General features: G+C 56.0%; 11 protein-coding genes and 1 pseudogene. All 12 read right to left on the minus strand.

Annotation, left to right across the window (positions count from 1 at the left end; genetic code table 11):
* Positions 1 to 134: 134 nt before the first annotated feature.
* Positions 135 to 2561: a phenylalanine--tRNA ligase subunit beta gene (gene pheT / locus NM10_RS05015; RefSeq protein ID WP_020310511.1), complete on the minus strand. Its 2427-nt coding sequence runs from the start codon at positions 2559 to 2561 to the stop codon at positions 135 to 137.
* A 13-nt stretch (positions 2562 to 2574) separates the two neighbouring features.
* Positions 2575 to 3600, minus strand: coding sequence for a phenylalanine--tRNA ligase subunit alpha (pheS, locus tag NM10_RS05020; RefSeq protein WP_020310512.1), 1026 nt, complete (start codon positions 3598 to 3600; stop codon positions 2575 to 2577).
* Between the two features lie 277 nt (positions 3601 to 3877).
* Positions 3878 to 5018, minus strand: a pseudogene (locus NM10_RS05025) (acyl-CoA dehydrogenase family protein).
* 43 nt (positions 5019 to 5061) lie between these two features.
* Complete coding sequence (locus NM10_RS05030) at positions 5062 to 5505, minus strand: PaaI family thioesterase (RefSeq protein ID WP_020310514.1); 444 nt, start codon at positions 5503 to 5505, stop codon at positions 5062 to 5064.
* Positions 5498 to 5917, minus strand: a complete 420-nt coding sequence (locus tag NM10_RS05035) for a PaaI family thioesterase (RefSeq protein ID WP_239639618.1) — start codon at positions 5915 to 5917, stop codon at positions 5498 to 5500. The genes NM10_RS05030 and NM10_RS05035 overlap by 8 nt, the downstream gene beginning before the upstream one ends.
* A 522-nt stretch (positions 5918 to 6439) precedes the next feature.
* On the minus strand, positions 6440 to 7018 hold the full coding sequence (locus tag NM10_RS05040) for an outer membrane beta-barrel protein (protein WP_020310516.1): 579 nt from the start codon (positions 7016 to 7018) through the stop codon (positions 6440 to 6442).
* A 26-nt stretch (positions 7019 to 7044) separates the two neighbouring features.
* The gene (locus NM10_RS05045) at positions 7045 to 8094 is read right to left on the minus strand and encodes a glycosyltransferase family 9 protein (RefSeq protein ID WP_020310517.1); all 1050 of its coding nucleotides are present in this window, start codon (positions 8092 to 8094) and stop codon (positions 7045 to 7047) included.
* Positions 8091 to 9122: a glycosyltransferase family 9 protein gene (locus NM10_RS05050; RefSeq protein WP_020310518.1), complete on the minus strand. Its 1032-nt coding sequence runs from the start codon at positions 9120 to 9122 to the stop codon at positions 8091 to 8093. The genes NM10_RS05045 and NM10_RS05050 overlap by 4 nt, the downstream gene beginning before the upstream one ends.
* On the minus strand, positions 9109 to 9630 hold the full coding sequence (locus tag NM10_RS05055) for a D-glycero-alpha-D-manno-heptose-1,7-bisphosphate 7-phosphatase (RefSeq protein WP_020310519.1): 522 nt from the start codon (positions 9628 to 9630) through the stop codon (positions 9109 to 9111). Before NM10_RS05055 ends, NM10_RS05050 begins: the two co-directional genes overlap by 14 nt.
* The gene (rfaD, locus tag NM10_RS05060) at positions 9627 to 10592 is read right to left on the minus strand and encodes an ADP-glyceromanno-heptose 6-epimerase (RefSeq protein ID WP_020310520.1); all 966 of its coding nucleotides are present in this window, start codon (positions 10590 to 10592) and stop codon (positions 9627 to 9629) included. The genes NM10_RS05055 and rfaD overlap by 4 nt, the downstream gene beginning before the upstream one ends.
* On the minus strand, positions 10589 to 12070 hold the full coding sequence (gene rfaE1, locus NM10_RS05065; protein WP_020310521.1) for a D-glycero-beta-D-manno-heptose-7-phosphate kinase: 1482 nt from the start codon (positions 12068 to 12070) through the stop codon (positions 10589 to 10591). Before rfaE1 ends, rfaD begins: the two co-directional genes overlap by 4 nt.
* Positions 12071 to 12092: 22 nt before the next feature.
* Complete coding sequence (gene nrdR, locus NM10_RS05070; protein ID WP_020310522.1) at positions 12093 to 12557, minus strand: transcriptional regulator NrdR; 465 nt, start codon at positions 12555 to 12557, stop codon at positions 12093 to 12095.
* Positions 12558 to 12608: the final 51 nt, after the last annotated feature.

A 12608-nucleotide genomic window follows, 5' to 3' on the forward strand; every position in this document is an offset into this window, starting at 1 on the left:
GTAAAGGCGCTGTCGCATAAAGACAGCGCCTTTTTGAGTTTGAAGTTTGTAGTTTTTAGTTTGCAGTGAAATGGTTAAAAATTAAAGGCCATCTTCTACAAACTACAAACTTTGTACTACAAACCAATCACTCCCTACCGCAATTCGCAGCCGAATTTTTCTTTCAGGTCTTTGACGATGGCGTCGACCGGGGCCTGGATGTCGGCGTCGGTCAGGGTCCCTTCTTCGGAACGGAAGACTAAGGAATAGGCCAGGCTCTTGTAGCCCTGCGGTACCTGTTTGCCCGTGTACATGTCGAAGAGGTGGACGGCTTCCAGGTTGTCGCCGCCGTCTTCTTTGATGACGCTGACGATGTCGGCATTGGCCGTAGCCAGCGGTGCCAGGAAGGCCAGGTCGCGGCTCGATGCCGGGAACTTGGCGACTTTATGGTAATCCGGCAGGAGGTTGACCAAGGGCAGGATAGCGTCCATATGCATTTCAAAGACATAGACCGGGCCGGCGACATCGTAATTGTCGATAGCCTTGGGGTGGAGTTCGCCGAAGTCGCAGAGGACTTTGCCGTCTTTGACGTAGCGGGCAGCCTTGCCCGGATGGAGCAGCGCCCAGTCGGAGACTTCCAGGTCGGCCTGGATGCCCAGTCCCTGGAGGACGGCTTCGACGAGGCCCTTGACGTCATAGAAGTCATAATTTTCCGCTTTGGCCGGCCATTCAGCAGGCGTGCGCTGGCCGTAGAGGAGGCCGCTGACATAGAATTCCTGTTCCGGCAGTTCCGTCAGGGGCAGCTGTTTCGGCCGATAGACCGGTGCGATTTCGTAGATGCCGACAGACGGATTCTTGACGGCCTGGTTGCGGACCAGGACATCCATCAAGGTCGGTACCAGCGTCGTCCGCATGAGCGGGAAGTCTTCCGTAATCGGGTTGAGGATGGGCACGGCGTTGTATACGGCATCGCCGTCCTTGAAGAGGAGCTTCTTCAGCTGGTCCGGGTGCATGAAGCTGAACGTGACCGTTTCGTTGAGGCCGCTGCTGCTGAGGATGGACGAAATCTTTTCGCCTACGTCGTGGTGGAAGCCGGCTTCGCCTTTGGAAATGGGAGCGGCCGGGCGCGTAGACGGGATGTTTTCATAGCCGTAGACGCGGGCTACTTCTTCGGCGATGTCCGGCATTTCCGTGCAGTCGCCGCGATAGCTGGGAACGACGGCCGTCAAGGTATCGCCGTCTTTTTCAATGCCGAACTGCAGCGTTTCCAGGATATGGACCATGTCGGCTTCCGGGATTTCCGTGCCCAGGAATTTGTTGACCTGAGCCGCCGTAAAGGCGATGCGCGTCGTAGCCTGCGGTTTCGGATAGACATCGACGACGCCTTGGGCTACGTCGCAGGCGCCCATTTCCTGGAGGAGCTGGGCACAGCGGTCGATGGATTTGATGCAGCTGTCCGAATCGAGTCCTCGTTCAAAACGGCCGGAAGCTTCGGAACGCAGGCCGAGCATACGGCCCGTATGACGGATGTTGGAGCCTTTGAAGGAAGCACATTCGAGGATGACCGACGTCGTCTGGTCCGTGACTTCCGTATCCATGCCGCCCATGATGCCGGCGACGCAGCAGGCTTTTTCTTCATCGGCGATGACCAGCATGTTGTCGGTCAATTTACGGTCTACATCATCCAGAGTCTTCAAGGCTTCATCGGCTTTGGCCCGGCGGGCGATGAGGTGATGGCCGGCGACTTTATCGTAGTCATAGGCATGGAGTGGGATGCCCAGTTCGATCATGGTGTAGTTGGTAGCGTCGACGACGTTGTTGATGGGACGGACGCCGGACTTGCGCAGGCGCTGCTGCATCCACATAGGCGACTTGCCGATCTTGACGTTCAGGAGCAGGCGGGCGGCATAGCGGCTGCACAGTTCTTCGTCGTCAATGGATACTTTGACCTTGCCGTCGATGGGCGTGTCACATTCTTTGACGGAAATATCCGGGTAACGGGCTTCTTTGCCGCTGAGGACGGCGAATTCACGGGACAGGCCGACCATGGAGAAGCAGTCGGCGCGGTTGGCCGTCAGTTCATATTCATAGACGACGTCGCGGACCTGGAGATAGTCGGCCGCATCGACGCCGAGGGGCGTATCGGGCGGCAGGATCCAAATGCCTTCCCGTTCTTCCGGCAAGAGCAGGCTGTCGTCGAAGCCGAATTCGTGGGCCGAGCAGAACATGCCGTTGGACAAGACGCCGCGCAGCTTCGAGCGCTTGATCTTAGTGCCGCCCGGCAGATGAGCGCCGTGGACGGCGACGGGGACGATCTGGCCGACGCGGACGTTGGTCGCAGCCGTGACGATCTGGAGCTGTTCATCCCCCATGTCTACCTGGCAGACGACGAGTTTATCCGCATCGGGGTGCTTGTCGATCTGAAGGATCTTCCCGGTCTTTACTTTCTTGACTTCTGTCCCCCAGTATTCCACCTGTTCGACAGGGATACCGGCAATGGTCAATTTATCGGCAAATGCCTGCATGTCCTGGTTCATGTCGACGTCGACATAATCCTGCATCCAAGTTAAAGAACTTTTCATTATTCATACCCTCCTAGAACTGGTTCAAGAACCGCATATCGTTTTCATAGAACAAGCGCAAATCATCGATGCCGTATTTCAACATGGCAATGCGTTCGACGCCCATGCCGAAGGCAAAACCCGTGACGACGTCCGGGTCATAGCCGTTCAGGCGCAGGACGCTGGGATTGACCATGCCGCAGCCGAGGATTTCCAGCCAGCCCGTGTGGGAGCAGACACGGCAGCCCTTGCCGCCGCACATGACGCAGGAAATATCGACTTCGGCGCTCGGTTCCGTGAAGGGGAAGTAGCTGGCGCGGAAGCGGACTTTCGTCTGCGGTCCGAAGATGTCGCGCAGGAAGTCTTCGAGCATGCCCTTGAGGTCGGAGAAGCGGATGTCCTTGTCGATGATCATGCCTTCCATCTGGTGGAAGACCGGCGAATGGGTCGCATCGTAGTCGCAGCGGTATACCTTGCCCGGTGCGATGATCTTGAAGGGTTCGTTAGGCTTGTGGGCCTGCAAGGTCCGTGCCTGCATGCCCGATGTATGGGTCCGCAGGAGGATATTATCCGTAATGTACATGGAGTCCTGCATGTCCCGGGCCGGATGGTCTTCCGGCAGATTCAGGCATTGGAAGTTATAGTAATCCGATTCGATATCCGTCCCTTCGACGATGGAGAAGCCCATGCGCAGGAACGAGTCTTCCATCAGGCGCAGAGTCTGATGAAGGGGATGTTCGTGGCCCATGACCGGTTTGCGGCCCGGCAGGGTAATGTCGATTTTTTCCGATTCGATCTTCGCAGCCAATTCCTTGGCCTTGACTTCTTCCATCTTGGCCTTGAGCTGTTCTTCGATGGCATTGCGGGCCGTGTTGACGAGCTGGCCGACTTTAGGCCGTTCTTCTTTGGAAAAATTCTTCATTTCCTTCATGATTGCCGTCAGTTCCCCTTTTTTACCCAGGAACTTGACGCGGATATCCTGTACGTCCTGAAGATGTTCGCTCTTGGCGAGCTGTTCATTGACGGCCGCTTTGATGGCCTCGATCTTATCACTGATCATACTTTCTTCCTCCTACTGGCAAGTACAAAAAAAATAGACTCCCGCCCCCTAAGGGGCGAAAGTCTCATTCGCGGTACCACCCTACTTGATTCTCGATTGTCCTGTAACGGGAACCCCCGTCCTGCCTACTCCGTTCAGCAGGAGGCTCTAAAGTGAACGCATGGAACATCCGGCACGAGGCTCTCAATCTGCGGCCTCGATTCCCTGTAGGCGGAGTCAGTTCCATCCCCTCTTTATCATTGCCATAAATCCCTCTATGGGTTTGTTATATATTGTATCAGTAAAGTGTCTTATTTGCAATAACCAACCGCTGAATTTGGTTGGTGCCTTCGTAAATCTGCATGATTTTGGCGTCACGCATGTATTTTTTCGACAGGGTATTCCTTGATATAGCCATAGCCGCCCATGACCTGGACTGCATCGGTCGTGACCTGCATGGCCACGTCGGACGCGTTGCACTTGGCAATGGCCGCTTCACGGCTGAAGTCCATACCCTGGTCTTTCATCCAGCAGGCGCGGTGGACCAGGAGGCGGGCTCCTTCGACTTTCATGGCCATATCGGCAATCATGGCCTGGACCATTTCAAAGGAAGCGATGGGTTTGCCGAACTGTACGCGGACCTTGGCATATTCGCAGCAGGCACGGAAAGCGGCTTCGGCAATGCCGACGGAAACGGCACCGACGAAGGGACGGGCTGCATCCAAAGTATCCATGGCGATGTGGAAGCCATAGCCTTCGCGGCCGAGACGGTCTTCGACAGGGACGAAGCAGTCCTGGAAGATGAGCTCCGTCGTATTGGAAGCGCGGATGCCCATTTTATTTTCAGCCTTGCCGACTGTGAAGCCCGGCGTCCCCTTGCGGACGATGAAGGCCGTCAAGCCGCGGATGCCGCCGCTCTTGCGGGTGTTGGCGAAGACGACGAAGACTTCGGCCAGGGCGCCGTTGGTAATGAAGCATTTCGTACCATTGAGGATATAGCCTTTGCCGTCTTCGGTCTTCATGGCCCGCGTCGAAACGGAACCGGCATCGGAACCGGTGCCCGGTTCAGTCAGGGCAAAAGCGGCCAGGTTGTCTTCATTGATGATATCGAAATAGCGTTTCTTCTGGTCGTCGTTACCGGCAATAATGACGGGATACGAGGCCAGGGCATTGGCAGCGACGGTCGTAGCGACGCCGGCACAGCCTTTGCCTAATTCTTCATAAATAGCGGCGATAGTGATGGCGTCGAGGCCGGCACCGCCGAATTCTTCCGGAATGGCGACGCCCAGCAGGCCCTGGGCTGCCAATTTTTCCAGGAGCCCTTCATGGAGTTTTCCCGTTTCATCCATTTCCGAAGCGTAGGGGACGATTTCTTTTTCCACCAGGTCGCGGACAACCTTGATGATTTCTTTCTGTTCGTCGTTATAAGCAAAATCCATCTTTGTACTAACCAACCTTCCCTATAATTACATGATTATCCTATCAATCGAGTTTTTTCAAAATATAAAAAGACGACCGCCCTTTTACGATAATATTACCGCTGGCATCATAACATTCACATTCGACGACAATGGTCTTCCGGCCGTGGTGAATGACCTGGCCCACGCCGGTAATGTGCTCGCCGCCTTTGACACTGCGGATATAGTTCATGTTGATTTCCAGCGTCGTCACCTGGAAGCCCAGGGTCCGGCTGGCCATGCCCATGAGGGTGTCGCAGAAAGCGGCCAGGACGCCGCCCGAGGCAATGCCCCGGTAATTGCAGGAATGACGGCTGATATCGAAGCCGATGCGGACGCGGCCGACGTCGAGCTTTTCTACCGTACAGGGCATGCTCTGGAAATAAGGTGTATGCGAATAAATACTGTCCAGCATACGATGCAGCCGTTCTGCCACTTCCGGGCTCACTGCTTCTTCTGGTTCATTCATCCGTATGCCCCCTTTCTCCCTCAAAGACGTAGGCCCCTGTCACAAAGAATGTGCCCTTGCCATGAGCTAAATAGCGCTGGTCATTATCGTAAAAATCACAGAGGGCGACCATCGTCGTACGGCCGTTATGGATGATCCTGGCTTCGGCCCGGATGACCGTATTGGCAAAAGCCGGACGCAGGTAATTCATACCCAGGTCCAGTGTGAGGACGGCTTTGCCACAGACAGCACAAGCAGCCTCCATCGCCGAATCGGCCATGGAATAAAGGACACCGCCGTACATGGTACCATTGGGATTATCCCATTTCGAGCCTTTATTCTCAAAAGTGAGGATCGTACTCTCTGGTTCAGCCTTTTCGACGTGGAAATCCATAAAGGTATCGAAGGGATTTTTGTGAATTTCTCGTTCCAACCGCTTAGCATCCATTATGACTCCACTCCTTAGGCTAATAACATAAATACCCTTACATTTTACTATACGAACAATCATCCGTCAAACGAAAATACAAAAAAAGAGGCTGTCACATCAAGACAGCCTCTTTTAAGGGGCTAGGGGCTAGGGGCTAGGGGCTAGGGGCTAGTGGTTAGCGGATGGTTTGAAATTTATGGCCATCTTCTATAAACTACAAACTATAAAGAAAAAGGGACTGCGCATGATGGCAGAATCCTTCATACGACAGCCCCTTTCCCTGACATGCCTGACCTGGTCTTTACCCCCACACTCGCCTGCTGGGACGTTCGCTCATAGACTGCTGTCCCCCACTACTAGCCCTCTCGCGGTATTTCCGCGGCAGGTCTTACTTCTAGGCCGCACTATGATCAGCACCGCTTTGGGTGCCTTACGTGGATCGCTTGGTCTGCGACTGACATCGACTTTCAACCACAGCACATGTCATTGGTACATTATACGGGACGGATCCGCCCCTTGTCAATATCAGAACTTATAGCCCATGCCGACCTGCCAGCCTTTGACATCGTCGTCGTAGTTATCGACGTCGACGCTGCTGCTGCGGTATTTTACGTGGGCATCCCAGTTCGGCGTAATGTCGTAGCCGACACCGACTTCATAGGTATTGACGTCATCGCCGACACCGACGGACGCAAAGCCCTGCCAGCGGGCTGCCAGGGGAATCTGGCCTTTGAGGCCGACCTGATAGCCGTAGGACTTGGTCGTATTATACGTTTCCGTCTTGACGTAGGAGCCGCCGGCAAAGGCCGACAGATACGGCGTAAAGCGGTAATTGCCGACGAGATAGTTTTCGTTGATCTTGTTGTCGTTGTCGCCCTTGGTGTAGTTGTTGACGTACTGGATATCCCAGTGGTTGCTCAGGACGTAGGTGACGTCGCCGCCAGTCAGAAGGCTCTTGGCACTGCGGCCGCCTTCTTTCTGGTCGAAGCCATAGTTGGCGTTGGCCTTCAAGTCACCGGGCTGAGGATCGCGGATGGGCGCTGCCATGGCAGCCGAAGTCATGGCCAGGGCGGCCAGGGTCGCTGCGATAATAAGTTTTTTCATAACCTTCCACCTCCATATAATACGGGTTATTTTCTTCCATAATAACGGCTCAGGAGTTCTTCGCCGGCGGCGATGACCTGGCTCATGGGAATAACCGAAATACCTTTATAATTACCTTCGCGGATAATCTGTTTCATGCTCTTGCCCACTTCATAATGGTTCGTCGATTCCAGGACGATGGCCCGGTCCGTATAGGGGCCGTAAAGCTTGGGATTGCTCGGCCCGTAGAGGGCGACCAGGGGAACGCCCTGGCTGACAGCGACGTGCATAGGGCCACTGTCGTTGGTGATGAACAGCGAGCAGCAGCGGATGGCCGAGGCCAGTTCGCCGATGGTGAATTTCCCGGTGGCAATGATCGGGTCCGATTCCATCTGGGACGTCGCTTCTTTGACCATGGCTTCATCCATGGGTCCGCCAAAGAAGACGCACTTGAAACCGCGGCGGGCGAAGTAGTCGGCAACGGCGGCAAAGCGCTTGGCCGGCCAGCGTTTCTGCGGGACGGCGCTGCCGATATTGAAGCCGATGAGGGCATCGCTGTTGTGGACGCCCTGGGTACGGTAGAATTCCGTCGCCTTGTCATCCCAGGCCTTGCAGGTGAAGAACTGCAGGCCGTCGCTGCGGTAGTCGTCGATGCCCAGCTGGGCCAGGACGTTGATGTACATATCGGCCGCGTGGAGATGGATACGGTCCAGGCGGGTATAGCGGTCCATCAGGGGCCGGACCAGGAAATGGCTCATGCCGACGAACTGCTTGGCGTGGATGACGGCCGCCAGGAAGGACGTCCGTTCATTGGGATGCAGATTGATGAGGATATCGTAGTGATGCTGATGCAAGTGCCGCCCGATACGCCACAGGGCCCGGACGGAATTGTCTTTACCCTTCTTGTCGACCGTGACCAGGTGGTCGATATTGGGGTTGTAGCGGACGACGTCGGCCACTTTCTCATCGACGACGAGGGTAATTTCCGAGCCCTGGGCATGACGGCGCAGGACCTGCAGGAACGGGGTGATGAGGATGAGGTCGCCTAGATGCATGAGAAAGGTGACGATTATTTTTTTGTTGCGCAGATTAATCATAGTTCCACCTTCTTCAGGACGCCTTCATAGACCTGCCACAGCGCATCGGGCGTAATCTGGGCCATGCAGTCCGGATCATCGACCAAGGGCCGTTCCGGCGTCGCCTGGGACGTCGGCGACAGGACCATGTGGATGTAGGCGTCGTCGTTTCCGCCGTAAGGGCCGGTCCGCTGGGGACACGTCGGCCCAAAGAGGGCGATGAGTTCTTTTTTCAAGGCATTGGCCATGTGCAGCGGCCCCGTATCGGCACTGATATAGAGGGCGCTTTCAGCAATGGCCGCCATGAGCTGCCGCAAATCGGTGCGGCCTGTATAGTCGAAGACCTGGCCCGACGAATCATGGTCCTTCAGGGCCTTCCCTTTGGGGACGTCGTCGCCGCTGCCTAAGAGGACGGCGGCCATGCCGGACGCCGTCAGGCGCTGCAGGAATTCCTGCCAATGGGACAAGGGCCATTCCTTGACGCTCCAGCGGGCACCGGGCACGATGGCCACATAGGGTCCGGTCAGGCCGTCCGCCGCCAGACGCTGGCGCCAGGCCCGTCTTTCACCGGTAATATCGGGAAGCGGGAATTCGATGGCATCGACGCGGCCGCCGAGGACGCGGACCGTATCGAGATAGCGTTCGATGACGTGGTCGTACTTGTGGGGACCCGTGAGGCCCTTGCTGACCAGGAAACTGCCTTCGCGCATTTCCCAGTAGCCATAGCGTTCTTCAGCACCGCTCAACCAGGCGACGATAGCGCTCTTGGCCAGGCCCTGGAGGTCAAAGGATACGTCGAAATGATAGGCATGGAGCGTCCGGCGCAGCTCTTTCCAGTACGACAGGGATTTCAGTCGCTTCTTGTCGATATAGATGACTTCATCGATATAAGGTTTTCCCGGCAGGACCGGCGCGAACTGTTCATGGACGGCCCAGACGATGCGGGCGTCCGGGCAGTTCTGACGCAATGCGTAGAGTGTCGGCAGGGCGTGAAGGACGTCGCCGAGAGAGCTCATCTTGATGACCAGTATGTTCTTATATGCTTTCACGGCCCTTCCTTTCTGCGACGATGGCCCGGACGAAATCGTCCAGCCTGCCGCCAGTAAATAAATAGCCATCCATGCCGGCCCGCTGCCCACATTCCACATCGCGGGGCATATCGCCGATCATGAAAGAGTGTTTCAAATCGATATCGTAATCTTTCGCCGCCTGCAGGACCATGCCCGGCGCCGGCTTGCGCCAGTCGCTCTTCTTGTCATAGGCCTTGACCGGCGCCCCTTCAAGATAAGGGCAGTAGTAGACGGCCGTAATGATGCCGCCGGCTTTGGCCGCTTCCCGGCACATCCAGTCGTGGAGGACCTTCACGTCGTCTTCCGTATAATAACCGCGGGCGACGCCGCTCTGGTTGGTGACGACGATGATGGCATAGCCCTCTTCCGTCAGATAGGCCAGGGCCTCTTTGGCCCCGTCCATCCATTCAAAATCCTTGATGAAGCCCAAATAGGATTTGTCGACGTTGAGGACGCCGTCGCGGTCGAAAAAGACGGCCTTCCTCATTCGTAATACCCGTCGCTCTTTTCCAGGATGCTGCAGTATTCCTTGACGGCTTCCGGGAGCAGGGTAAAGCCGCGGTCATAGCCGGCTTCCATGAGCTTCGTCGTGTCGGCCTGGGTATAACTCTGGTACTTGCCCTTGAGGATGTCCGGGAAGGGGACGTATTCGATATGGCCTTTGCCGCAATAATCGATGACGCCCTGGACGAATTCATTGAACGTATGGCCGATGCCGGTGCCGCAGTTGTAGATGCCTGACAGTTCCGGATGTTCCCAGAAATAGAAGATGACGTTGACTACGTCGTTGACGTAGATGAAATCGCGGATCTGGCCGCCATTTTCATAGCCTGCCGTCCCTTCAAAGAGGGTAATCTTCCCTTTTTCCTGGAGTTCATGGTACTTCTGGTAGATGAGCGAAGCCATGCGGTCCTTGTGGTTTTCCTGGGGACCGAAGACATTGAAATAGCGGAAGCCGACAATCTGGCTCTTGGCCAGGGGCATGATGCGGCGGACGAAGCGGTCGAACTGGAGCTTGGAATAGGCATAGGGATTCAGCGCCTGTTCGCAGGCCGGGTCTTCGCGGAAGCCGTGCTTGCCGCTGCCATAAGTCGAAGCCGACGAAGCGTAGAGGAAGGGAATCTTGCGCTGCATGCAGTAGCGCAGGAGATTCTTGCTGCCTTCATAGTTGTTCTTCATCATGTAGCGGCCGTCATAGTTCATCGTGTCCGAGCAGGCCCCTTCATGGAAGACGACGTCGATGTAGCCGCAGTCGAAGGTGTCGTCGGCCATCTGTTCGTCGAAGTCGGCATAGTCCATGTAATCAAAGAAATCGAGGCCCTGGAGGTTGCGGCATTTGCGGCCGTCCGTCAGGTCGTCGACGATGAGGATGTCGTTGATGCCCCGGTTGTTCAACTGTTTTACGATATTGCTGCCGATAAAACCGGCACCGCCTGTTACAATTTTCATAGTTTCCCCTTCTTTACTAAATCAGCTATTTTCTGGATCAGGCCTGTCGTCGAATATCCGTCTTCAAAGGAAATGATCTCGACGCGCTTGACCGATTCCCGGCCGACGACTTCATCAGCTTTGTAATCGCCGCCTTTGACCAGGATATCCGGACGCAGGACCTGTAAAAGTTCTTTCGGTGTATCTTCCTCGAAGATGACCACTTCATCGACGCAGGCCAGGGCACTCAAAAGGATGGCCCGGTCTTCCTGTTTGACCAGGGGCCGCGTTTCCCCTTTCAGGCGCCGCACGGACGCATCGGAGTTGAGGCCGACGACGAGGTGCTGGCCCAGCATGGCCGCCTGCTGCAGGTAGAGGACGTGGCCGCGGTGCAGGATGTCGAAGCAGCCATTGGTAAAGACGACGGTATCGCCCTTCTTCTGCCATTGGCGTATCTTTTCAGCCGCTTCTTCCCGACTCAGGGGCTGATACGGATGCCAGTGGGCCGGCTGCCATTCCTGCCATAATTTGAGCAATTCGTGGCGATGGATGGGATAGGTCCCGACCTTGGTGACGACGATACCCGCTGCGGCGTTGGCGATCTGCAGGCTCGTGCGAATCGACAAGTGGCCGGCAATAGCCGACAGGAAAGCTGCGGCTACGGTATCACCGGCACCGGATACGTCGAAGACTTCCTGCGCCGTCGCCGGGTTGTTCCACACCTTGCCGTCCCGGCCGATGACGGTGATGCCCTTTTCCGAGCGGGTCACCATGAGGTGGGCGAACTGATACTGCTCATGCAGGATTTCCGCTGCCGCTACGACGGCCTGTCCTTCATTGGCTACAGGCCGTCCCAGGCAGTCGCTCAGTTCTTTCATGTTCGGCGTCACGAAATCGGCGCCGTTGTATTTCGTCCAATCGCTGCCCTTGGGGTCGACCAGGACGGGAATCCCGGCCCGATTGGCTTCTTTGATGATGCTCTGAGCCAGGGAATCGGTGAGGACGCCTTTCTTATAGTCCGACAGGATGATGCCGTCCAGGCCGGCTGCCACGCAGTTGTACAGCCAGGTCATGAGTTGTTCCTCTTCCGTAACGGCCAAGGGCGTCACTTCTTCAAAATCCAGGCGTACCATCTGCTGGCGGGCGCCGAGGATGCGCATTTTCGTCGTCGTCGCGTGGTCCTGGCGCACGACCAGGCCCGACCCGTCGATATGGGCGTCTTCCAGCAGCTGGTGCAGGAGAGACGCGTTTTCATCGTCGCCGATGAGGCCGCCCAGAAAGACGTGACAATCGAGATTGGCCAGGTTCGAGGCTACGTTGGCAGCCCCGCCCAGGACGGACGTCATGTGGTCGACTTTATTGACAGGTACGGGCGCTTCCGGCGAAATGCGTTCCACTTTACCGAACACATAGCGGTCGACCATGATGTCGCCGATGACGGCGATGCGCAATTCCGGCAGGACATGGTTCAAAAAATGATCGATATAATTTTCTGTCATAATGTTCCTCGATTCCGGTCTCTTATTTCTTTTCTTTCGTGCCCATGAGATGCTGCAGTTCAGCCATGAAACTGTCCAGATCGGCGAATTCGCGGTATACGGAAGCAAAGCGGATATAAGCGACTTCATCGACAGAGCGCAGCTCGCTGAGGACCATTTCCCCTATCTTTTCACTGGACACTTCCTGGGCCAGGGTATTGCGGATGTTACGCTCGACCTTGGTGACGATGTCCTCCAGCTGCTGCCGCGTGACTTCCCGCTTGTTGCAGGCCCGGAGCAGGCCGTTCAATAATTTGTTGCGGTCGAATAATTCATGACGGCCATCTTTCTTGACGACGACGAGCGGCACTTCTTCGACCATTTCATACGTCGTGAAACGGCGGCCGCACTGCTGGCATTCGCGTCGGCGACGGATGGCCTTGCCGTCATCGGTAGCCCGCGAATCCGTTACTTTTGTATCTGCACATTGGCAAAATGGGCATCTCATGTTTTTTCCTCCTACCTTCTTCTCGACGGTATTTTTAAAAAAAAGCGGGTC

Source organism: Megasphaera sp. NM10, assembly GCF_000417505.1.
GTDB classification, from domain to species: Bacteria; Bacillota; Negativicutes; order Veillonellales; family Megasphaeraceae; genus Megasphaera; species Megasphaera intestinihominis.